Source organism: Terrisporobacter glycolicus ATCC 14880 = DSM 1288, assembly GCF_036812735.1.
Classification (GTDB): domain Bacteria; phylum Bacillota; class Clostridia; order Peptostreptococcales; family Peptostreptococcaceae; genus Terrisporobacter; species Terrisporobacter glycolicus.
In genome coordinates this window covers 3901337-3925629 of record NZ_CP117523.1, presented here as the reverse complement: position 1 = coordinate 3925629, position 24293 = coordinate 3901337, and the positions used below count along the sequence as shown (strand labels likewise).

18 protein-coding genes and 1 riboswitch are annotated in these 24293 nt (G+C 29.7%); of the genes, 17 read left to right on the top strand and 1 reads right to left on the bottom strand.

The features are described 5' to 3' along the window. The 9 genes from TEGL_RS18995 to TEGL_RS18955 all read left to right on the top strand — a co-directional run bounded on the left by TEGL_RS18995 (position 1) and on the right by TEGL_RS18955 (position 9838). Positions 1-552: a 2-oxoacid:acceptor oxidoreductase family protein gene (locus TEGL_RS18995; protein WP_018590930.1), complete on the top strand. Its 552-nt coding sequence runs from the start codon at positions 1-3 to the stop codon at positions 550-552. 179 nt (positions 553-731) lie between these two features. After that, complete coding sequence (gene glmM, locus TEGL_RS18990; protein ID WP_018590931.1) at positions 732-2078, top strand: phosphoglucosamine mutase; 1347 nt, start codon at positions 732-734, stop codon at positions 2076-2078. A gap of 273 nt (positions 2079-2351) precedes the next feature. Next, the gene (gene glmS, locus TEGL_RS18985) at positions 2352-4178 is read left to right on the top strand and encodes a glutamine--fructose-6-phosphate transaminase (isomerizing) (RefSeq protein ID WP_338460376.1); all 1827 of its coding nucleotides are present in this window, start codon (positions 2352-2354) and stop codon (positions 4176-4178) included. 189 nt (positions 4179-4367) lie between these two features. Then, positions 4368-5102, top strand: a complete 735-nt coding sequence (locus tag TEGL_RS18980) for a YwmB family TATA-box binding protein (RefSeq protein WP_018589982.1) — start codon at positions 4368-4370, stop codon at positions 5100-5102. Positions 5103-5124: 22 nt separating this feature from the next. Continuing rightward, entirely contained in the window at positions 5125-6375 is a 1251-nt protein-coding gene (gene murA, locus TEGL_RS18975) for a UDP-N-acetylglucosamine 1-carboxyvinyltransferase (RefSeq protein ID WP_018589983.1), read from the top strand. Between the two features lie 66 nt (positions 6376-6441). Continuing rightward, complete coding sequence (gene spoIID, locus TEGL_RS18970; protein ID WP_018589984.1) at positions 6442-7458, top strand: stage II sporulation protein D; 1017 nt, start codon at positions 6442-6444, stop codon at positions 7456-7458. A gap of 84 nt (positions 7459-7542) precedes the next feature. Then, positions 7543-8181: a M23 family metallopeptidase gene (locus tag TEGL_RS18965; RefSeq protein WP_018589985.1), complete on the top strand. Its 639-nt coding sequence runs from the start codon at positions 7543-7545 to the stop codon at positions 8179-8181. Between the two features lie 96 nt (positions 8182-8277). After that, complete coding sequence (gene spoIIID / locus TEGL_RS18960) at positions 8278-8535, top strand: sporulation transcriptional regulator SpoIIID (RefSeq protein WP_018589986.1); 258 nt, start codon at positions 8278-8280, stop codon at positions 8533-8535. Positions 8536-8809: 274 nt separating this feature from the next. Then, a complete protein-coding gene (locus tag TEGL_RS18955; protein WP_018589987.1) occupies positions 8810-9838 on the top strand; it encodes a rod shape-determining protein in 1029 nt (342 codons plus the stop codon). A gap of 74 nt (positions 9839-9912) precedes the next feature. Here the strand turns inward: TEGL_RS18955 and yyaC are convergent, their stop codons facing one another. Continuing rightward, a complete protein-coding gene (gene yyaC, locus TEGL_RS18950) occupies positions 9913-10422 on the bottom strand; it encodes a spore protease YyaC (RefSeq protein ID WP_018589988.1) in 510 nt (169 codons plus the stop codon). Between the two features lie 204 nt (positions 10423-10626). Next, a riboswitch (SAM riboswitch) is annotated at positions 10627-10733 on the top strand. Between the two features lie 103 nt (positions 10734-10836). On the opposite strand from yyaC, the gene metK reads away from it, so the two are divergent. The 8 genes from metK to TEGL_RS18910 all read left to right on the top strand — a co-directional run bounded on the left by metK (position 10837) and on the right by TEGL_RS18910 (position 24292). Then, positions 10837-12030 (top strand): methionine adenosyltransferase, encoded by a 1194-nt coding sequence (gene metK / locus TEGL_RS18945; protein ID WP_018589989.1) that lies wholly within the window; start codon positions 10837-10839, stop codon positions 12028-12030. Positions 12031-12170: 140 nt separating this feature from the next. Then, on the top strand, positions 12171-14393 hold the full coding sequence (locus TEGL_RS18940) for an ATP-dependent RecD-like DNA helicase (RefSeq protein ID WP_018589990.1): 2223 nt from the start codon (positions 12171-12173) through the stop codon (positions 14391-14393). 2 nt (positions 14394-14395) lie between these two features. Beyond that, positions 14396-15178 (top strand): ComF family protein, encoded by a 783-nt coding sequence (locus TEGL_RS18935; RefSeq protein WP_018589991.1) that lies wholly within the window; start codon positions 14396-14398, stop codon positions 15176-15178. A 740-nt stretch (positions 15179-15918) separates the two neighbouring features. Next, entirely contained in the window at positions 15919-16455 is a 537-nt protein-coding gene (gene hpf / locus TEGL_RS18930) for a ribosome hibernation-promoting factor, HPF/YfiA family (protein WP_018589992.1), read from the top strand. Between the two features lie 283 nt (positions 16456-16738). Next, positions 16739-18091, top strand: a complete 1353-nt coding sequence (locus tag TEGL_RS18925; RefSeq protein WP_018589993.1) for a DNA recombination protein RmuC — start codon at positions 16739-16741, stop codon at positions 18089-18091. A gap of 138 nt (positions 18092-18229) precedes the next feature. Beyond that, positions 18230-20959, top strand: a complete 2730-nt coding sequence (secA, locus tag TEGL_RS18920) for a preprotein translocase subunit SecA (RefSeq protein WP_018589994.1) — start codon at positions 18230-18232, stop codon at positions 20957-20959. Positions 20960-20973: 14 nt separating this feature from the next. Then, positions 20974-22084, top strand: a protein-coding gene (gene prfB, locus TEGL_RS18915; RefSeq protein ID WP_154650615.1) for a peptide chain release factor 2 whose coding sequence is annotated in 2 segments (ribosomal slippage) — positions 20974-21048 and positions 21050-22084 — 1110 coding nt in all. Because the reading frame shifts where the segments join, the coding sequence is not laid out codon by codon here. Positions 22085-22147: 63 nt separating this feature from the next. Then, complete coding sequence (locus tag TEGL_RS18910; RefSeq protein WP_018589996.1) at positions 22148-24292, top strand: Tex family protein; 2145 nt, start codon at positions 22148-22150, stop codon at positions 24290-24292. Position 24293 lies beyond the last annotated feature (1 nt).

The following is a 24293-nucleotide window of genomic DNA, read 5'->3' as shown; positions in this document are numbered from 1 at the left end:
ATGGCAACATCAAGAGTAATATGTGCAGGATTTGGTGGTCAAGGTGTTATGTCTATGGGACAATTATTAACTTATGCAGGAATGCTTGAAGGTAAAGAAGTTGCATGGTTACCATCTTATGGGCCAGAAATGCGTGGAGGTACTGCGAACTGTGCAGTAACTGTATCTGATAAGCAAGTTGGATCACCAGTTATAACAGATGATGCTACTTGTGCTGTTATAATGAACAAACCTTCTATGAAGTTTGTTGACGATGTTGTTCCAGGGGGACATATATTAGTTAATAGTTCATTAATAGATGCAAAAGTTGAAAGAGATGATGTTCATGTAACTTATATAGCAGCTAATGAATTAGCGGCTGAAATAGGAATGCCTAAAGTTGCTAATATGATAATGCTAGGTGCTTGTTTGAAAGTTACTGAATCAGTTGATATAGAATCAGTTCTTCAAGCTTTCTTAAAAGTTTTCGGAGAAAGAAAATCTAAATTCATACCAATGAATAGAGAAGCTTTACAAAAAGGTATGGACGCAGTAACAACTGTACAAGCATAATTTAAAAAATAAAATTTTTATATTATATAAAAAAGGCAATAGAAATAATTCTATTGTCTTTTTTTCGTTTAAGTATTAAAATAATCCTATGGTTATAATTAAAGACTAATATTTAATACATAAACTGATAAAAATAATTTTATGGATATAGATATTCTCGTTATGAAAGGAGCTTTTTGATGAGAAAATATTTTGGAACAGATGGAGTAAGAGGAGTTGCTAATACAGAGCTTACTTGTGATTTAGCATATAGATTAGGTAGAGCTGGAGGATATGTTTTAGCTCAAGGAGACCATAGAGTAAAAGTTGTAGTAGGAAAAGATACAAGAATGTCAGGAGACATGTTAGAGTCAGCGTTAATCGCTGGATTAATGTCAGTTGGGTGCGATATAATTCCTGTAGGAGTTATCCCAACGCCAGCAGTTGCATATTTGACAAGAAAATATAATGCAGACTGTGGTGTTGTTATATCAGCATCACATAACCCTATGGAAGACAATGGTATCAAATTCTTTAATAAAGATGGATATAAGCTAGATGATGAAATAGAATTAGAAATAGAAAAATATATTGAAGATATAGAAAAAGTAAATTGTAATCCCGTTGGAGAAAATGTAGGAGTTATAAATCATGAGCATAATGCTTTAAGAGACTATGCAGATTATTTAAAATCTATAATAAATGTAGACTTAGCTGGAATGAAAGTAGTTTTAGATTGCGCTAATGGAGCTTCTTATGAAGTTGCACCAATAGTATTTAGAGAATTGGGAGCAAATGTTATAGATATAAATACAACTCCAAATGGAAAGAATATAAATGATAAATGTGGATCTACACACCCAGGAATGTTACAAAAATCTGTAGTAGAAAATAAGGCAGACTTAGGGTTAGCATATGATGGAGATGCAGATAGATTAATTGCTGTTGATGAAAATGGAAACATTGTAGACGGTGACCATATAATGATATTAAGTGCAGTATATCTTAAGAAGAAAAAACAACTGTCAAATGATACATTAGTAATAACTGTTATGACTAACATAGGATTAAATGTTGCAGCAAGAGAACATGGTATAAATCTAGAAACTACAGATGTAGGAGATAGATATGTTATAGAAGCCATGAAAAAAGGTAACTTTAACTTAGGTGGAGAACAATCAGGACATATGATATTCCTTGATTATAACACTACAGGAGATGGAGTTTTAAGTTCATTAATGTTATCTAAGATAATAAAAGAAGAAAATAAAACTTTATCAGAATTAGCTTCAATAATGAGTGTTTACCCACAAGTATTAGTAAATGTAGAAGTAAAAAACGAAGTGAAGAATAAATTCATGGAAGTTGAAGAAATAAAAGATGAAATAGCAAGAATAGAAGAATTAATGGAAGGTTGTGGAAGGGTATTAATTAGACCATCTGGAACACAACCATTAGTCAGAGTTATGCTAGAGGGTAAAGAGGAAGGTCAAATCAATGAGTTAGCTAATAACTTAGCTAATCTTATAAAAGAAAAATTATCGTAAACTACAAGTAAATACTAAGAAAAAATCTTAGTATTTACTTTATAAGCGCCAGAACTTAACAATAACATGATTTTTTATTAGTAGTATTGGGGGTTAAGTTGACGAGGACAGAGTTAATCGATTTTTCGGCGGATGCTCTGCGGTGTGTTTACCATCGTTAAGGTTTTTTCAAATCATAGAAGTGATTCTGTGGACAAAGGAAAACTCAAGTAAGCTTTTTCATGACCTAACTCTAAAAATATATAAAATAATATTTTTAGGAGGACACATAATATGTGTGGAATAGTTGGATATTTAGGAAGAAGACAGGCAACAGAAGTATTAATAGAAGGTCTGTCAAAATTAGAGTACAGAGGATATGACTCTGCAGGTGTTGCCGTAAATACTGGTGACGAATTAGAAATAAGAAAGTTCAAAGGTAGGTTAGCAATACTTGCTGATGATCTACAAAAAAATCCTATTGATGGACATTTAGGAATAGGGCATACAAGATGGGCTACTCATGGAGAACCATCAGATGTAAACTCACATCCTCATTACAATATGGATAAAACTATAGCAGTTGTTCACAATGGTATAATAGAAAATTACCTTGAATTAAAAGCTGAATTAGAATCTGAAGGAGTTAAATTCTTATCTCAAACAGATACAGAAATAGTAGCTCACATGGTAAGTAAATACTATGAAGGAAATCTTTTAGAAGCAGTATATAAAGCAACTGAAAGGTTCAGAGGAGCATATGCACTAGGCGTAGTATGTGCTGACAATGCAAATGAATTAGTAGCAGTAAGAAAAGACAGTCCATTAGTTGTAGGTTTAGGTGAAGATGAAAATATGGTGGCATCTGATATACCTGCAATATTAAAATATACAAGAAATGTTTACTTCTTAGAAAATGGTGAATTTGTTCACATAGAAGGAAATAAAGTAACTGTTTTAAATGAAAATAAAGAAGTAGTAGAAAAAGAAGTAAGTGAAATAACTTGGGATGTGGAAGCAGCATCTAAAGGTGGATTTGATAGTTTCATGGCAAAAGAAATCTACGAACAACCAAAAGGTGTAGAAGATACTCTTCTTAGAAGATTAGACGAAAATGGAAGAATAAAACTAGACGATATAAAAATAACTAAAGAAGATTTAGATAAAATAAACAAAGTTTATATAGTAGCTTGTGGTACTGCTTATCATGCAGGACTTGTTGGAAAATATGCTATAGAAAAATTCGCTAAAATACCAGTAATAGCTGATATAGCTTCTGAATTTAGATATAGCGATCCATTTGTAGATGAAAATACTTTAATAATAATAGTAAGTCAATCAGGAGAAACAGCTGATACTTTAGCAGCACTTAGAGATGCCAAATCAAAAGGTGCTAGAGTATTATCAATAACTAATGTTGTTGGTTCATCAATAGCTAGAGAGTCTGACGATATATTCTACACATGGGCAGGTCCAGAGATAGCAGTTGCATCTACAAAAGCTTATACAACACAATTAACAGCATTTTATATGATAGCATTAAACTTGGCTATGACAAAAGGAACTATAAGTGAAGAAGAATACTTTGAAATGATAGGCAAATTAAAAGAGATGCCATCACAAGTTGAAAAAGTATTACAATGTGATGAGTTACTAAAAGAAATAGCAAGTGAAATAAAAGATAAAAATGATATGTTCTATTTAGGTAGAGGAATTGATTATGCATTGGCTATGGAAGGTTCTTTAAAAATAAAAGAAATATCTTATATGCATGCTGAAGCTTTCGCTGCTGGAGAATTAAAACATGGAACAATAGCTTTAATAGAAGAAGGAACTCCTGTTTTAGTTTTAGCTACTCAAGAGCAGTTATTTGAAAAGATGCTTTCAAATATGCAAGAAGTTAAAGCTAGGGGAGCTAAAGTTATAGCAATAGCTAAAGAGCACAATAAAGAAGTAGAAAAATCAGCTGATAGAGTAATATATATACCAGAAATTGATGATATGTTTGCGAGTATAACAGCTGTTGTACCAATGCAACTACTTTCTTATCATGTAGCTCAAATGAGAGGATGCGACATAGATAAGCCTAGAAATTTAGCTAAGTCAGTTACAGTTGAATAATAGAAAACAATTAGACAATAAATAATATAGAAGGTTATATACTAAAAGTATATAACCTTTTTGTTCTTAAACAATTATTTGTTATGTTAGAAATATTAATTTTAATCATATTAAATCGTATATCCTTTTTGATAATGTCAATAATTTAAATAAAAGTTAACACAAACAAACTATTAAGGGGGATTTACTATGAAAGTTATAAAATTTGTTACAACTTTCTTACTATTATTCATCATAGGAATATTTACATCTTATGCAAGTGTAAAATATAATACATGGACTGATAATTTTATAAATGCATTTGAGCAAACAGAAGCGAATTTTAAGTTTTACAATATAAAAATTAATTGTGTAGTATCAGATATAAATAACAAAAAACAAATAGAAAATATGTGTACAGATATTGTAAATTGTTTAAATTTAAATTCAGATAAAATTAAATTGAGAGAAGAAGATGACAATGGAGTTAAAATCTATGCTCAAATTAAAGATAACTCTTACAATGTATCATTTACAGCAATCAAAAAAAATAGTAAAGAATACTATATAATTATTGACATATTAAGCAATAAGGTATATAAAAATATAGGAGATATTTATCGAAACTTAGATGATATACTTCATAGACATACAAATGATGTAGATATTTATATTTGTATGGCTGGAGAATATACAAAAAAATTACAATTATATAAATCTAATGATATTTTAGAAAATATATTGTATAATATGAATGCGAAGGAAATAGATAGAGTAAGAGAAAATAACTTGTTTTCTGTTACAGCGTATAGTAATTTGTTAACAGAAAACGATTTAGATTATTTAGAAAATAAGATCAATTTAAATATAGGAATTAGGTATAGCGAGAATGAAGATAAGACTTTAATCTACATGGCTACACCCATAATAAAATTAGATTATTAAGTTTAATGAGGAGAGACAAACAATGGCTAAAATAATAGTAAAAAAGAGTAATCCACTTAAAGGTAGTGTTAGAATAGATGGTGCAAAAAATGCTGTATTACCAATAATAGCAGCAACATTATTAGCAAAAGGAAAATCAGTACTTAGAGAAGTACCAAATTTAAAAGATGTACATGTTATATCAGATTTATTAAGACATTTAGGTGCTGAAGTTGAATATAAAGGAACTACATTAACTGTTGATGCAACTAATTTAACAACTTATGATGCTCCATATGAATTAGTTAGAAAAATGAGAGCTTCTTTCTTAGTAATGGGACCATTACTAGCAAGATTTAATCAAACTAGAATATCTATGCCAGGGGGATGTGCTATAGGTACTAGACCAATAGATTTACACTTAAAAGGATTTAAAGCTTTAGGTGCAAATGTAGTTATGGATCATGGGTTTGTAGAAGCTAAAACAGATAGATTATCTGGTAGCAAGCTATACTTAGATTTTCCATCGGTAGGAGCTACTGAAAATATAATGATGGCAGCAGTATTAGCAGAAGGAACTACTATAATAGAAAATGCTGCAGAAGAACCAGAAATAGTTGATTTAGCTAACTTCTTAAATGAAATGGGAGCAGATGTTAGAGGTGCAGGAACAAATACAATAAGAATAAAAGGTGTGAAAGAATTAAAAGCTACAGAACATGATGTAATACCTGATAGAATAGAAGCCGCTACTTTTATGGTAGCTGCAGCTATGACAAAAGGTGATATAACTATTGAAAATATAATTCTTGAGCACTTAAAACCTGTGACAGCAAAATTAAGAGAAGCTGGTTGTCATATTATAGAAATGGATAATTCTATAAGAGTAGTAGGTCCAGACAAATTAAAATCTATAGATATAAAAACTTTACCACACCCAGGTTTCCCAACAGATGTTCAAGCTCAATTTATGGCTATGCTTACTGTTGCAAAAGGAACGGGAGTAGTTATAGAAACAGTATTTGAAAATAGGTTTATGCATGTTGCTGAATTCAATAGAATGGGAGCAAACATTAAAATAGAAGGTAGAACGGCTGTTGTGGAAGGCGTAGAAGAATTAAATGGAGCTAAAGTAAATGCCACTGATTTAAGAGCTGGAGCTGCATTGATACTTTGTGGTCTTATAGCAGAAGGTGAAACTGAAATAGGAGAAATTTATCATATACAAAGAGGCTATGTGGATATTGATAAAAAAATAACTGCATTAGGTGGTAATATAGAGATAGTTGAATAAGAATTAGTAATAAAAAAAAGGGTTTTTTCATATATTTAAGAAGCTTAAATCTTAGGAGGAAGATATATGAAAAAACCTTTTATTTTTATTTTATTACTATCTCTTTCGTTTGTTATAGTATCGGTAATTGGAAGTTTAGTTTTTTATGGAGACTCGGGAACTCCAATTGTAAAGGATAAAATTACTAAAAAGATTGCTGAAGATATTACTTATGAAAAAGTAGATAAAAAATCACCAAATATAAATGTTTACAAAGTAAATGAAAATAAAATAGAGAAAATGGATATTGAAGAATACCTCTATGGAGTATTGTCTAGTGAAATGCCATCAACATTTGATGTAGAAGCTTTAAAAGCTCAAGCTATAGCTGCGAGAACTTATGTTATGTATAAAATGGAAAATAACATTACATCTGGACACAAAAATGCAACAGTTTGTACAAACTCTGCTCACTGCCAAGCTTACACATCATATAAGGATTTAAAAAAGGTGAAGGGCGAAGATTGGATAGAAGGTGATTATGTTAAAGTAAAAAAAGCCGTAGATGATACTAAGGGTCAAATTGTGACTTATGATGATAAGGCAATTTTACCTTTATATTTTTCAACTTCTTCAGGTAAAACTGAAAATAGCAAAGATGTTTTCTCTACCCAATATCCATATTTAGTATCTGTTAATAGCCCATTTGAAGAACAATCACCTAAATACTCAACTACTTACTCAATAAAAAAGAGTAAGTTTATTAAATACATAAAAAATATATATCCGCAGATAAACATATCTTTAGACAAATTAGATAAACAAGTAAGTATAGTGAACAGGACGGAAGGTGGATGTGTAAAAACAGTTGAAGTAGGAAATGTTAAAATAAGTGGGACTGATATGAGAAAAATATTGAATTTGAATTCCGCTAACTTTACTATAAATTATAATAATGATGAAATAAACTTCAATGTAAAAGGCTATGGTCATGGTGTAGGAATGAGTCAATGGGGCGCAGAAGGAATGGCAAAGAAAGGATATAAGTATTATGATATATTGTTTCACTATTTTAAAGATAGTGAAATAAAAGATATGTATTAATATACCAAAAATGTAAAAATGTTGTATAAATATTAATTATTAGTTAATAATCTAAATATGTATTAATATATTTGGAGGTACAACATGAAAAAGAAATTATTAGAAAAGGATGCTTTTTATTTATCCTTATTTATATGTATCTGTATTTTAGCCATTGGAGGAATTTGGTTTACTAACAAAAATGTAGATAATTTATTATCGAAGAATACTCCAACAAAAAGTGAAGATGAAATACATTTAACTGAAGATGAAAAAAATGATGTTCTTCCAACTGCTACAGATTCTGATCAAAACTTAGCAAAAGCAAAAGAAGCTGAACATAACAAAATAAGCTACTTAGGAAATCAAGTAATAAGAGATTATTCAGAAAAAGAGCCAAGCTATTCAGAAACTTTAGAAGTTTGGGAAATACATAAGGCGATAGACATAGAAGCAAATGAAAATCAAGAAGTTAAATCACTAACTCCTGGTACAGTATTAGATGTATATGATGACGATGAATATGGTATGTCTGTAAAAATTAAATCTGGTAAAGATACTGTATTTGTATATTCTAGTTTAGGTAAGAATATTACAGTAAAAAAAGGCGATGAAATAAAAGAAGGCCAATGTATAGGGTATGCAGGTAATACTAGTGATGTAGAATGTTTAAGTGGAGTACATGTTCACTTAGAAGCATACAAAAATAACACAGCTATTAATCCAATGAGTTTATTAGAATAAAGCTTAACAGGTTCAATCATATTTGATTGGGCCTGTTATATTTTTTGACTTTCTCTCATATATATCAATAAGGATATGATGTTAGGGGGGAAGGGAGTGAGATCCTATATAGAGGAAAGGGCAGTTATTGTAGCAAAATATATATTAGAAAAAAATACAACAGTAAGACAAACCGCTAAAACTTTTGGTGTAAGTAAAAGTACTATTCATAAGGATGTAACGGAACGATTAGAAGAAATCAATCCTTCTCTAGCTTTAGAGGTTAAGAGAGTTTTAGAAAAGAATAAATCAGAAAGACATATTCGAGGTGGTATGGCAACTAAGCTTAAATATGAAAGCGAAAAAAAAGTGTAGGTATATCCTGCACTTTTTTGATTTTTAAAGATTTCAATATAATAATGTTATTCAGATTTTATGCTAAAAAACGACACGAAAATCAAAAAAATTAAATTATAAAAATAAATAATAATATAAAACAAAAATAAAAATATTATAGGTAAAAAATATAGGACAAAACCTGCATTTTTTTCTTGACTTATATTATTTTTTTGTATATCTTGTAACATAGAGGTCTTTAAGAGAAATCAAATAAAGTTTAATATATATGAATAATAAAAGGAGTGAAAATATGGCTGGAGCAGATATAGGAATAGATTTAGGTACGGCAAATGTCTTAGTATATGTGGATGGTAAGGGCATAGTACTAGAAGAGCCGTCGGTAGTTGCAATTGAAAAAAATACAAATACAGTTTTAGCAGTTGGAAATGAAGCAAGAAAAATGATAGGGAGAACACCTGCCAATATAGTGGCAATAAGACCGTTAAAAGATGGTGTTATTTCTGATTATGAAGCAACTGAAAAAATGTTAAAATACTTTACAGAAAAGATAGTTGAGAAAAAAGGATTTAGAAGACTTGTAATGCCAAGAATAATGGTATGTGTACCAACAGGTGTAACAGAAGTTGAAAAAAGAGCAGTAGAGGAAGCAACTAGAGAAGCAGGAGCAAGAGAAGTATATATAATAGAAGAACCAATTGCAGCAGCAATAGGTGCGGGTATGGATATATCTTTACCAAATGGAAATATGGTAATAGATATAGGTGGAGGAACTACAGACATAGCTGTTATATCTCTTGGAGGGGCAGTAGTTAGTGACTCAATAAAAATAGGCGGAGATAAGTTTGATACTGCCATAGTAGCGTATATTAAGAAAAAGCATAATCTTCTTATAGGAGAGAGAAGTGCAGAAAAGCTAAAAGTAGAAATTGGAACAGCAATGAAAGATAGTGAAGAACAATTTATGAAAATAAGTGGTAGAAACATAATAAAAGGTTTACCAGAAACTATAGAAGTAAGTTCACAAGAAATAGCAGAAGCTTTAGAAGAATGTATAAAGCAAATAGTAGCTACAACTAGAGTTGTATTAGAAAAAATACCACCTGAATTGGCAGCGGATATAAGTACGTCTGGTATAGTAATGACTGGCGGAGGGGCTTTATTAAGAAATCTAGATAAGAGAATTGAAGAAGCTACAGGGATTAATGTAATCGTTGCTGATGAACCTTTATCTTGTGTTGCAAGAGGAACAGGCTCATCATTAAGTACTTTAGATTTACTAGAAACAGGTGGAACATTTAAAAGAAGAAATAAAAAATAGTATAAAAGGGCTGGCATAATAATTTTAATTAGTATGTACAGCCCTTTTTAATATAAGTACAGAGATGACTCTATTTAGGTTGAGAGTAAGATTGATAGAGCAATAGTTTCAGCCAATTCTAAAATAAAATGAAGTCGAACATTATTAAATGAAAATCTATTATTTTCATCTACTTTATCTACAATACCTACAATTGAATGAGATCCAATTTGCGGGAGTTTTTTACCTACGCCTTTACCTGGTAGAATTGGTCCTTTTCTAATTTGGATGTTTCCTATATTATTTATAGAACCTAAACAGGCATCAATAGCTAAGAATTCACTGTTAGGATGCTTTTCTTTTATTTGATCAAAAGATTCATATATGTTCAAGGCATGAATAGGATTATCTAGGGTACCGTAAACTGGGTATTTAAAGTCGCTATTTTTAAGCATAGTACCGACTAAAGGACCTAAAGCATCTCCTATAGCACGATCTGTTCCTATACAAATAACAACGGTATTTTCATTAATTATATCTTTGAGTATTAAGCTTAATATTTCTATAACATTTTCTTTTTTATAATGCACTTTGGCTAAATACATAGGAACTTACCTCCCTTCAAAAATATATGAACTACATAATAAAAAAATACATAACTTTAATCAACATAAAATACTTATACAGAATCATATGATAAAAGCCTAAATAGTGTTCTTAAAATAAATAAATTCTTGACACTATAAAAAAAAAGGGTTATCATATACTTGTTAAAAGTAATAATAAAATATATGTGTAATCGTGATTACACCTTATCAAGAGAGGCAGAGGGACAGGCCCTGTGAAGCCCAGCAACCACTCCCATATGGGGGACGGTGCTAAATCCTACTTAACGGAAACGTTAGAGAGATGAGGTTAGTTAATTATAATTTTTATGTGATAATTAACCTCTTCTGTTAAAGAAGAGGTTTTATTTTTACCCAAATTGACAAAAATAGATAATAAAAGGAGGAAATACAATGTCAAGACATTTATTCACATCGGAATCAGTAACTGAAGGTCATCCAGATAAAATGTGTGACCAAATTTCAGATGCAATATTAGATGCTTTATTAGAGAAGGATCCTTTATCAAGAGTAGCTTGTGAGACAACAACAACAACAGGATTAGTATTAGTAGCAGGGGAAATATCTACAAATGCTTATGTAGATATACAAAAAGTAGTTAGAGAGACAGTAAATGAAATAGGATACACAAGAGCTAAATATGGGTTTGATAGCCAAACGTGTGCTGTTATAACTGCTATAGATGAGCAGTCATCAGATATAGCTATGGGTGTTGATGAAGCTTTAGAAAGTAAAAGTGGAGAACAAACAGAAGAAGAAATTGAAGCTATAGGAGCAGGAGATCAAGGTATAATGTTCGGATTTGCATGTAATGAAACTCCAGAATTAATGCCATTACCTATATCTTTAGCACACAAGTTATCTAGAAGATTAACAGAAATAAGAAAAAATGAAATAGTAGATTATTTGAGACCGGATGGTAAAACTCAAGTTACGGTAGAGTATGATGGAAATAAGCCGATAAGAGTACATACTATATTAATATCTACTCAACATAGTGAACATGTGGACAATGATACTATAAGAAAAGATTTAATAGAGTTAGTAATAAAAGAAGTTATACCAGCAGATTTATTAGATGATGAAACTAAAATTTATATAAATCCAACAGGAAGATTCGTTATAGGTGGTCCACAAGGAGATACTGGTTTAACAGGAAGAAAAATAATAATAGATACTTATGGCGGATATTCTAGACACGGTGGTGGAGCATTCTCAGGAAAAGATGCAACTAAGGTTGATAGATCTGCTGCATATGCTGCAAGATACGTTGCTAAAAATATAGTAGCTGCAGGACTTGCAGATAAGTGTGAAATAGAACTAGCTTATGCTATAGGCGTTGCTAGACCTTTATCTATATTTGTAGATACTTTTGGAACTGGAAAAGTTTCTGAAGCTGAATTAGTTGAATTAATCAACAAAAACTTTGACTTAAGACCAGGTGCTATAATAAGAGACTTAGACTTAAGAAAACCAATATACAGACAAACAGCTGCCTATGGTCACTTTGGAAGAACTGACGTGGATTTACCATGGGAAAGAACTGATAAAGCTGAAGCATTAAGAGAACAATCTTCAATAAAATAATTTTAATGATTAACATAAATAATAAAGAGTTGTATAAAATACGGCTCTTTATTTTTTTTACATTAAGTGATAACATAAAATATATTTATAATACCAATAATTATAAGTAGGCGTTAATAAATGATTTTAGGAGAATTGAAATGGAAAAATTACAAGGAATGGTTAGTGATATAGTCTTTAAAAATGAAGAAAATGGTTATACCATAGCCTCTTTAGCCAATGAAAATGATGAAATAACTATTGTAGGGTGTATGCCAACTTTATCTGTAGGAGAAAGCATAGAAATAGAAGGAAAATGGGTGAATCATAAAATTTATGGATCTCAATTCGAGGTGCAAAGTTTTATACCCGTTACACCATCTTCTCTTGAGGGTATCTATGTTTATTTATCTTCTGGTATGATACATGGAATAGGCGAAAAAATGGCTAAAAGAATAGTAGATAAATTTGGTGTTGATACTTTAGATATTATTCAAAATACTCCAGAAAGATTAACTGAAGTAGAAGGAATAGGTATGAAGAAAGTAAAACAAATCCAAGAAAGCTATGAAGAAAATAGAGAACTTAGAAATATAATAATACAACTATCTCCTTATGGAATAACTCCTAATTATTGTTTAAGAATATATAAAAAATATAAAGATAAATCCTTGGAAGTGATAAATAAAAATCCATATAGATTAGCAGAAGAAGTAAGAGGTATAGGATTTAGAATTGCCGATGATATTGCCAGCAAAATAGGTATAGACAAATATTCTCCAGATAGAATTATGCAGGGTATTTTATTTACTTTAAACCAAAGCTTGGGAAGTGGTCATACATATTTACCTAAAAGAATATTGATTGAACAATCAGTTAAAATTTTAGGTATAGAATCTAAATATGTGGAAAATGGAATTATGTATTTGGCATATGACCAAAAAATACATTTAGAAAATATGAACGGAGAAATACTTATCTATTTAATGATGTACTATATATGCGAAAATGGTGTATGCAAAGAAATAATAAAGTTATCTCAACATGAAACGAAGGATTTACGGATTAATATAGAAGAAGAAATAAAAGTTGTTGAAAAAGAAGATGGAATAAGTTTGGCGAATAATCAAATCTTAGCAGTAAAAGAATCTATAAATAATGGAGTAACAATTATTACAGGTGGCCCTGGTACAGGAAAAACTACAACGATAAATACTATAATAAAAATATTTGAAAATAATGATCAAAAAGTATTGCTATGTGCTCCAACAGGTAGAGCAGCTAAGAGAATGAGTGAAACCTCAAATAAAGAGGCTAAAACTATTCATAGATTGCTAGAAATGGGATTTGCTACAGACAGTGATGAACTAGTCTTTTTTAAAGATGAAGAAGATCCAATAGATGCTGATGTGATAATATTGGATGAAGCATCTATGGTTGATATTATATTAATGTACAATCTTTTAAAAGCTGTAAAATTAGGAACAAGATTACTTTTAGTAGGAGATAGTGACCAATTACCGTCAGTAGGAGCAGGAAATGTTCTAAAAGACATTATTGATTCCAATGTAATAAAAACTGTACGATTAAATGAAATATTTAGACAAGCAAGAGAAAGTATGATAGTCGTTAATGCTCATAAAATAAACAATGGAGAGCCGCTATTTTTAAATGTAAAAAACAAAGATTTCTTCTTCCTAAGAAAAAAAAACAATGAAGAAATTTTAAATGAAATAATAGGGCTTGTAAGTGAAAGACTTCCTAAGTTTTATAAATTTGATAAATTAAAAGACATACAAGTATTAACATCAATGAGAAAAGGCGACTTGGGGGTAAATAACTTAAATATAGAATTGCAAAAATATCTAAATCCACCTAATAAGTATAAACAAGAAGAACAGTTTGCCAAAAGAATTTTTAGGGTGGGGGACAAGGTGATGCAAATTAGAAATAACTACACAAAAAAATGGGAAACAGAGGACAAAAGTGATAAGGGAGAAGGTATATATAATGGAGATATTGGATATATATTTCATATAGATAAAGATAAGAAAACTGTTTTTGTACTTTTTGATAAGATAAAAATTGCTTCTTATAAATATGATGAACTAGACGAGCTTGATCATAGTTTTTGTACAACAATTCATAAAAGTCAAGGAAGTGAATTCCCAGTAGTAGTTATACCCATAGTTTGGGCACCACCTATGTTGTTAAGTCGTAATTTACTTTATACAGCAGTTACTAGAGCAAAAAAGCTTGTTGTATTAGTAGGTGATGTTAAATACTTAGAACAGATGATTAAAAACAATAGAATAAATGACAGATACTCTAATTTATCATATAAATTAAATAAATTTATAAAAGAAGGGCTGTTAAGTAAATAATAATGAAACTTATATCAAAGTTAATTCCAAATAATATAAAGGAAACTATTAAAATTGCAATAAATTATATTTATCCTAGAAATATAACTTGCATAATTTGTGATAATCCTATAAAACTAAAGAATCCTTATTCTCTTTGTAGAAGTTGTTTTAAGGAGCTAAGATTTATTTTAGATGGATGCAACAAATGTGGAAAACCTATAGTAAATAGAAATTTGGAAAGAGAAAGTTTAATTGACTGTAACTATTGTTATAATAAAACTTTTTATTTTGATAAGGCAATCGCATGTATAGAATATGATGATATAAGTAAAAAATTAATTTTAGATTTTAAATATAAAAGTAAAACTTATTTATGTAGGTACGTAGCCTACTTAATGAAAGAAAAGATTCTATTAGAAGATATAAAGGCTGATTACATATTGTTTGTACCTTTACATAAAAAAAGGTTAAAGAAAAGAGGATTTAATCAAGCAGAAAAGATAGCTAATAAATTAAGTGACTTGATTAATGTACCTGCGATAGATTGTATTAGTAGAGAAAAAGATACAAAAAAGTTATATAAATTGAATAAAGAAGATAGAGAAAAAGAATTAAAAAATGGTTTTAAGGTAAAAGAGAATATTAATCTTATTAAAAATAAAAATGTAATATTAATAGATGATATCTTTACTACAGGATCAACTGCAAATGAAATATCAAAAGTATTGAAAATAAACTCTGTAAACAATATATGTATATTTACATTGCTTACAACCTGTGTAGATGTATACGTAAAGGAATAAAATTCTATTGACATAATTGTTTTAAGCCGTTAAAATAGTAATATGTTTCAGGTCTGTGGTTGCAAGTCCAAGCCAGACGCAGGCGAAAGGATCCACGTAAGTTAACACTAAAAATTGGGTTAATGATCATGGTGCGTCTTAGATGTAAGACCTACCGGTATTAAAATCGAGATGGTTAGTAGTGAGGCAAACCCGAGCGAAAGCTGCAGTAGGCGAGTGTGGGGTCAAAGACCAGGTCAGCTGAAACAATAAGTACCTATAGAGGTACTTTTTTTTTTACCAAAAAAGAAAATGATTTTTAAAAAATGTTTATAGATATTAATGAAATTGCATAAAATAAAAATATATATCTATATTAAATAAAGTCTATCAACACAGTGAAAATAAGATTAAATTATGATTGTGATTAATGAATAAAATAATTAACAATGTATAATTACTATATGTGGATAAATGTTAGGTATTAAAATTAGATAATATACACAATCACTAAAGTTATCAACAAAGTTATCAACATTATCCACAATTAATGTTGATTAATAATCCACATTAGTATAAAAATAAATAAAAAAATACATAAAACTATTTTTTATGACAGTATATAAAAAAATAAAAAGTTAACAATAAAAAAAAAGGAGAAAAACAATTAATATAGAATATATTATTAAAGCATAAATACTAATACACAAAGTAAAGTATAAAATTACATGTGCTTTACATAAGTGAAGGGAGATGTTCTTATGAAAATAATAATATCAGGAAAAAAATTAGAACTTACAGATGGAATCAAAAATGCAATAGAAGATAAGTTAGGAAAGTTAGAACGTTATCTTAATCCAGAAACTGAAGTAAAAGTAACTGTAAGTGCAAAAAAAGCAGCTCAAAAAATAGAAGTAACAATTATCCCTATAAGTGGACCAATAATTAGAGCAGAAGATAGTGAAGAAAATTTATATGCGGCCATTGATGTTGTTTATGACAAACTTAAAAAACAAATAAGAAGATATAAAAATAAACTACAAGATAAACATCAATCTAAGGAAGAAAGTATTAGATTCCAAATTGATGAAGGAATAGAAGAAGATGATGAAAGTTTAGATATAGTAATAGAAAGACGTAAAAAATTCGATATGAAACCAATGAGTCCAGAAGAGGCAGTACTACAAATGGAATTAATAGAGCATGGATTCTATATGTTTAGAAATATAGATAGTGATGAAATATCTATAGTATATAAACGTGAAGATGGTGGTTATGGTTTAATAGAGCATGAATAACATAATTAGTTATTAAAAATATTCAAGGCTATCGATAATTTTATCGATAGCCTTTTTATATTGAATAGAATATTTATTTTTAATAATTAAAATAGAATATGAATGTTGTTAAAAAGCGTAAGTAGAATTAACTTTAAGTTTTGAAAGATAAATAAAGGCTTATACTATTAATATGTAGATTATTGAGTAAAAAACTATATTTTGTTATCATATAAAATGTGGCATGCAAAATTTAACAAATACGAAAGATTATAATATAAGGGGGAGAAAAGGAGCTGATATTTTGACAGAGATATTACTTATTATAGTAATAGTGCTTTTAATCATAAATATCTTCATATGTACAAGGCCTAAGGATGCAAACATAGAAAAATTTAGTGAAGGTATAGAAAAGAAATTTGATAGTATGGAAAAACTATCTAGACAAGAATTTTACACAAATAGAGAAGAGTCAAGAAGGAACGAACAAGAAAATAGGCAAGAAATGAAAGTTTCTATAGATAGTTTAACATCATCTATATCAAGGCATATTATGAATCTCTCTACACTTCAACAAAATCAATTTGATATAAATTCAAAAAGTTTGGAGAATACATTAAATTCTTTTAATGAAAATATGATGAAAAGCTTAGACAATCTTGCTCAGTTACAAAATGAAAAGTTAAATCAATTAACACAGGTAACAGAAGATAAATTCACAAAGCTAACTAAGTCAACAGAAGATAATCTAGAAAAAATGAGGGTAACAGTAGATGAGAAGTTACAAAACACTCTAGAAAAAAGATTAGGCGAATCGTTTAAAATGGTTAATGATAGGCTAGAGCAAGTCTATAAAGGTTTAGGAGAAATGCAAACTTTAGCCACGGGAGTCGGGGATTTAAAAAAAGTACTTTCCAATGTTAAAACAAGAGGCGTGTTGGGAGAAATTCAGTTAGAACGTATATTAGAACAGTTTTTAGGGGCAGAACAGTATGCTAAAAATATTATTACAAAAAAAGGTTCTAGAGAAACCGTGGAATTTGCAATAAAGCTTCCTGGTAAAGATGAAACAAAAGATACAATATATTTGCCTCTAGATGCAAAATTTCCTTTGGACATTTATAATAAGCTAATAGACGCTTATGAAGAAGGAAATCAAGGTTTAATAGATCGCGCTTCTAAAGAATTAGAAAAATTTATTAAAAAGTCAGCTAAAGATATTAGAGATAAGTATATAGATCCACCTAATACTACAGAGTTTGGTATTTTATTTTTACCAACAGAAGGTTTATACGCAGAAGTTATTAAACGTCAGCAATTAGTGGAGGACTTACAAAGAGATTTTAAAATTAATATAACAGGGCCAACAACATTAATAGCGCTTTTAAATAGTTTACAAATGGGATTCAAAACTTTAGCGATAGAAAGACATTCTAGTGAAGTATGGAAAGTACTTGGCGCAGTTAAAACAGAATTCTCTAAATTTGAGACAGTATTAAATGCTGCTCAGAGTAAATTGAATCAAGCTAGTTCAGAAATAGATAAATTAGTAGGAACTAGAACAAGACAAATTAATAGAAAGTTAGAAAGTGTTGAAAAACTAAGTCATGATCAGGCTTATGAATATATAGCACCATCAAAAGATGATGAATTTTAAATAAATATTAAAGAGTGGTTAAAACTATATTCAGGAAGTATGATAATGCATGATTAAGTTAATATTTAATATTAAATCATGAATTTTTATGTTAAAATGTATAATAGTATAATAATACAATGAGGAGAGATGCATATAATGGGTTTTTTAGATAATTTATTTAATATGGCAGATAAAAAAGAATTAAAAAATTTCCAAAAGATTGCTGAAAAAATCAATGAGATGGAACCAAGGTTCGAGTCTATGAGAGACAAAGAACTTAAAAATATGACAAACGAATTTAAGGAAAGATTATTAAAAGGCGAAACATTAGATGATATATTACCAGAAGCTTTTGCAGTAGTAAGAGAGGCATCAAAAAGAGTTTTAGGTCTTAGACAATATGATGTTCAGCTTATAGGTGGAATGGTCCTTCATCAAGGTAGAATAGCTGAAATGAAAACTGGTGAAGGTAAAACTTTAGTTGCTTCAGCACCAGTATATTTAAATGCCCTTGAAGGTAAAGGTGTACATGTTGTTACAGTAAATGATTACTTAGCAAAACGTGATAAGGAAGATATGGGTAAAGTTTATGAATTTTTAGGACTTACTGTGGGTGTTATAGTTCATGGACAAACTCCAGAAGTAAGAAGAGAACAATACAATTGTGACATTACATACGGAACTAATAATGAGTACGGATTTGATTATTTAAAAGATAACATGGTTATTCATAAAGAACAAATGGTTCAAAGAGAGTTAAACTATGCAATCGTGGATGAGGTTGACTCTATATTAATAGATGAGGCTAGAACTCCCCTTATAATATCAGGACCTGGAGATAAATCTACACACTTATATACAGATGCAAATACATTCGTATTAACATTAAAAGCTCCAAGTAAAACAGAGCAAGAAAAAACTAAAGAAGAAAAAGAAGCACATTTCTCAGATGGAGATTATGATATAGATGAAAAACAAAAAGCTGCATCTTTAACAGAATCAGGTATAAAGAAAGCTGAAGTTTACTTTAATGTTGAAAATATAACTGATATAGAGCATACAGAATTATATCATCATATAACTCAAGCGTTGAAAGCCCATGCAATAATGAAAAAAGATGTAGACTATGTAGCTAAAGATGGAGAAATTGTAATAGTTGATGAGTTTACTGGACGTTTAATGTTTGGTAGAAGATACTCAGAAGGTTTACACCAAGCTATAGAAGCAAAAGAAGGTTTACATGTACAAAGAGAATCTAAAACTCTTGCAACAATAACATTCCAAAACTTCTTTAGAATGTACAAGAAACTTGCAGGTATGACTGGTACAGCTAAAACTGAAGAAGAAGAATTTAAATCAATCTACAAAATGGACGTTGTTGTAATTCCTACAAATAAGCCAGTTCAAAGAGAAGATTCAGCAGACGTTGTTTACAAAAATGAAAATGGTAAATTTAACGCAATAGCTGATGAAATATTAGAAAGAAATAAAAAGAAACAACCAATATTAGTTGGTACAGTATCAATAGATAAATCAGAAAAACTATCTCAAATCCTTAAAAAAAGAGGAATAAAACATGAGGTATTAAATGCTAAAAATCACGAAAAAGAGGCGGAAATAGTTGCTCAAGCTGGTAGATTAGGTGCTGTTACTATAGCAACTAACATGGCTGGTCGTGGTACGGACATTATGTTAGGTGGGAATCCATTATTCTTAACTAAAAAAGAGTTAAAAAGACAAGGATTTACTGAATCTGCAATAAAAAGAGTAGACACTCATATAGAAGAAACTGAATTAGCAGAAAATGAAGAACTGGCAAAAGCTAAGCGTACATTTGATGATTTATATGAAAAATATAAAGAACAAGCTAAACAAGAACAAGAAGAAGTTAGAAAAGCTGGTGGTTTAGCAATCATAGGTACTGAAAGACATGAATCTAGAAGAATAGATAACCAGTTAAGAGGACGTTCAGGTCGTCAAGGAGATCCAGGTAGCTCAAGATTCTACATTGGGTTAGACGACGAACTTATGAGATTATTCGGAAGTGAAAGAATTCAAGGTGTAGTAGAAAAAATAGGTTTAGAGGACGATATGCCAGTTGAACATAAAATGTTAACTAAATCTATAGAAAATGCTCAAAAGAAAGTTGAAGGAAGAAACTTTGGTATAAGAAAACACGTTCTTCAATATGATGATGTTATGAATAAGCAAAGACAAGTTATATATGATGAAAGAGGAAGAGTTTTAGAAGGTGAAGACATAAATGAGCAAATTCAAGGTATGATAAAAGATATAATTAGTTCTGCAGTTGCTGCTTATGTAGGAGATAAAGGTGTAGAATTAGAAAACTTAAAATCATATTTATATGGGTTATTTATGCCAAAAGGCAGCTTAGATATAGAAGGACTTGAAGGATTAAAAACACAAGAATTAAGTGATAAAATTTATGAAATAGCTCATGATGTATATAGAGAAAAAGAAGAACTAATAGGTTCTGAAAGAATGAGAGAAGTAGAAAGAATTATACTTCTTCAATGTGTTGATAATCACTGGATAGATCATATTGATGCAATGGATCAATTACGTCAAGGTATAGGTCTTCGTGCATTAGGACAACAAGATCCAGTTATTGCATACAAAATGGAAGGTTTTGATATGTTTGACGATATGGTTAAACATATTCAAGAAGATACAGTAAGATATTTATTTAATATAACTATAGAGCAACAACCAAAAGAAAGAAAATCAGTAGTAGATGTTGATACTTTATCATCACCAAGTGATTTAGCTGATAAATCTCCTGTGGTTAAAGAAAAAACTGTGGGAAGAAATGAGCCTTGTCCTTGTGGAAGTGGTAGGAAATTTAAACATTGTTGCGGAAAATAGTTTGGAGGGTTCAAATGCTAAATGAACAAGAATACAGACAAGAATTACAACAAATGTCTGTAAATTTAAAAGATTTGAGGGTTTCTCTTTGACATAGATGGCCTAAATAAAGAAGTTCAGTCATTGGAAGAAGAAATCGCTAAGCAAGAGTTCTGGAATGATAATGAAAGAGCACAAAAAATATTACAAAAAAATAAATCTTTAAAAGACACTATAGAAGAATATGAAAGTTTACAAAATGGACTAGAAGAAATAGAAATATTGCTAGAAATGGCAATGGAAGATGATGATGATTCTATTGAGAAAGAAATAGAATCATCGATCCAAAGTATTCAAAGTGAACTAGACAAGGTAAGAATAAAAACTCTTTTAAATGGGGAGTATGACAAAAACAATGCCATATTATCTATTAATGCAGGTACTGGTGGATTAGATGCTCAAGATTGTGCACAAATCCTTCTTAGAATGTACACAAGATATGCAAATAATAAAGACTTTAAAATTAAAACTTTAGATTACCTACCAGATACTGAAGCAGGAATTAAAAGTGTAACCTTGTTAATTGAAGGTTTAAATGCTTATGGATATTTAAAAAGTGAAAAAGGTGTTCACAGGATTGTAAGGATATCACCTTATGATACATCAGGAAAAAGGCATACATCTTTTGTTTCAGTGGATATTACTCCAGAATTGGATGATGATATAGACATTGAATTAAATCCATCAGATTTGAAAATTGATACTTACAGAGCTTCTGGTGCTGGAGGACAGCATGTAAACACTACAGATTCTGCAGTGAGAATAACTCATTTACCTACAGGAGTAATAGTTCAGTGTCAAAATGAAAGATCTCAGCTAATGAACAGAGAGACAGCTATGAAAATGCTAAAAGGGAAATTAATTCACCTAAAAGAATTAGAACAAAAAGAAAGAATAGAAGATATACAAGGTAAGTATTCTCAGATTACCTGGGGAAGCCAGATAAGATCATATGTTTTTCAACCCTATAAATTAGTAAAAGATCACAGAACAAACTGTGAAGTAGGCAATGTGGATAGTGTACTAGATGGAAATATAGATTTATTTATAAACGAGTATTTAAAAATGAACAAAATTAATAAATAATTAAAACATAGGGCTTGAGAATAATAATATTCTTAAGCCTTATTTTTAGAAAGAAGGTTAAAGTTGAATATTAATGAAATTTTAAAATCAGAGTTTAATCTAAGGGATGAACAAATTGACAATGTTATTAAACTTATAGACGAAGGGAATACAATACCTTTCATTGCTAGATACAGAAAAGAAATGACAGGAGAAATGAGTGACGTTATACTAAGACAGTTTAATGATAGATTAACGTATTTAAGAAATTTACAATCTAGAAAAGAAGATGTAAAAAGAATAATAGAAGAGCAAGGAAAATTAACAGAGGAAATAGTAAAAAGCTTAGTGAAAGCTAATACATTACAAGAGGTTGAAGATATTTATGCTCCTTTTAAACAAAAAAAGAGGACAAGGGCAACAATAGCAAAAGAAAAGGGCTTAGAAGATTTAGCTTTATTAATTTTAGAAAAAAGTATAGCTGATATAAATTCAGAAGCAGAAAAGTTTATAGACGAAGAGAAAAAAGTTTTATCTGTAGAAGATGCACTTAAAGGAGCAAATGATATAATCGCAGAAATAATTTCTGATAATGCACAAATAAGAAAATATATGAGAGAAAATGCTTTAAAATATGGAGTTATAGTAACTAAAAATACTAAGGATGAAAAATCTGTTTATGATATGTACTATGATTTTAGTGAAAGAGTAAGCAATATGGCTTCTCACAGGGTGCTTGCAATAAATAGAGGAGAAAAAGAAGAATTCTTAAAAGTTAAACTAGAAATAGATAATGATAGAATTTTAAAATATATAGAAAATCAATATATAAATAAAAATAACTTTAAAAATAAAGAAATATTAGTAGCAGCCATAGAAGATGCTTATAAAAGATTAATATTTCCGTCAATAGAAAGAGAAGTTAGAAATCATTTGACAGAATTGGCTCAAGAGAGAGCCATAAGTGTATTTGGTGAAAATATAAAAAATCTTTTATTACAACCACCACTAAAGGGAAAAGTAGTTATGGGATTTGACCCAGGATATGTTAATGGATGTAAAATAGCAGTGGTTGATGCCAGTGGAAAATTCTTAGATGAAGAGATAGTATATCCGCACAAACCACAAGGTAAAGTAGAACAAACTAAGAAAACACTAAAAAGATTAATAGAAAATCATAAAATAGATGTTATAGCCATAGGAAATGGTACAGCATCAAGAGAATCAGAAAGTCTTATATCAGATTTAATAAAAGAATTAGGTGTAGATACTCAATACATTATAGTAAATGAAGCAGGAGCATCAATTTACTCCGCATCTGAATTGGCAGCAGAAGAGCATCCAGATATAAATGTCTCTATAAGAGGAGCTATATCTATAGGAAGAAGACTTCAGGATCCTCTTGCAGAGCTTGTAAAAATAGATCCAGAAAGTATTGGTGTTGGACAATATCAACATGATTTAAATAAAAAGAGGCTAAAAGAAGTTTTAGATGGAGTAGTAGAAGATTCGGTAAATAAAGTTGGATTAGATTTAAATACAGCTTCATACTCACTTTTAGAACATATAGCTGGAATAAGTAAAGCTGTAGCTAAAAATATAATTACTTATAGAGAAGAAAATGGATCATTTAAATCAAGAACAGAACTTAAGAAGGTAAAAAGACTAGGACCTTCAGCGTTTGTTCAATGTGCTGGATTTATGAGAATCGAAGATGGTAAAAATCCATTAGATAATACAGGAGTCCATCCAGAAAGTTATGATACTTGTAAGAAAATGTTAGAAATATTAGGATGCTCTTTAGATGATATAAAAAATAGAAATATATCTGATATAGAAGAGAAAGTAGAAAAAATAGGTTTAAAACAATTAAGTGAAGATTTAGGTGTGGGAGAATTAACTTTAAAAGATATTATTTTAGAGATTAAAAAACCAGGTAGAGACCCTAGAGAAGAAGATGGAATGAAGCCTATACTTAGAACAGATGTATTGAAGATAGAAGACATAAAAGAAGGTATGATTTTAAAAGGAACTGTTAGAAATGTTGTAGACTTCGGAGTATTCGTTGATATAGGAATAAAAAATGATGGTTTAGTTCATAAATCACAAATGAGTAATAAATTTGTAAAAGATCCAATGGAAATTTGCTCTGTTGGGGATATAATAGATGTTAAAGTAATAGGAATAGATTTGGATAAACAAAGAGTTGCCTTATCTATGAAGCTTTAAT

Bases quoted from the DNA above. Each gene is read 5' to 3' on its own strand.
- TEGL_RS18995 (WP_018590930.1), top strand. From the start codon at position 1: ATGGCAACATCAAGAGTAATATGTGCAGGATTTGGTGGTCAAGGTGTT.
- glmM (WP_018590931.1), top strand. From the start codon at position 732: ATGAGAAAATATTTTGGAACAGATGGAGTAAGAGGAGTTGCTAATACA.
- glmS (WP_338460376.1), top strand. From the start codon at position 2,352: ATGTGTGGAATAGTTGGATATTTAGGAAGAAGACAGGCAACAGAAGTA.
- TEGL_RS18980 (WP_018589982.1), top strand. From the start codon at position 4,368: ATGAAAGTTATAAAATTTGTTACAACTTTCTTACTATTATTCATCATA.
- murA (WP_018589983.1), top strand. From the start codon at position 5,125: ATGGCTAAAATAATAGTAAAAAAGAGTAATCCACTTAAAGGTAGTGTT.
- spoIID (WP_018589984.1), top strand. From the start codon at position 6,442: ATGAAAAAACCTTTTATTTTTATTTTATTACTATCTCTTTCGTTTGTT.
- TEGL_RS18965 (WP_018589985.1), top strand. From the start codon at position 7,543: ATGAAAAAGAAATTATTAGAAAAGGATGCTTTTTATTTATCCTTATTT.
- TEGL_RS18955 (WP_018589987.1), top strand. From the start codon at position 8,810: ATGGCTGGAGCAGATATAGGAATAGATTTAGGTACGGCAAATGTCTTA.
- yyaC (WP_018589988.1), bottom strand. From the start codon at position 10,422: ATGTATTTAGCCAAAGTGCATTATAAAAAAGAAAATGTTATAGAAATA.
- metK (WP_018589989.1), top strand. From the start codon at position 10,837: ATGTCAAGACATTTATTCACATCGGAATCAGTAACTGAAGGTCATCCA.
- TEGL_RS18940 (WP_018589990.1), top strand. From the start codon at position 12,171: ATGGAAAAATTACAAGGAATGGTTAGTGATATAGTCTTTAAAAATGAA.
- TEGL_RS18935 (WP_018589991.1), top strand. From the start codon at position 14,396: ATGAAACTTATATCAAAGTTAATTCCAAATAATATAAAGGAAACTATT.
- hpf (WP_018589992.1), top strand. From the start codon at position 15,919: ATGAAAATAATAATATCAGGAAAAAAATTAGAACTTACAGATGGAATC.
- secA (WP_018589994.1), top strand. From the start codon at position 18,230: ATGGGTTTTTTAGATAATTTATTTAATATGGCAGATAAAAAAGAATTA.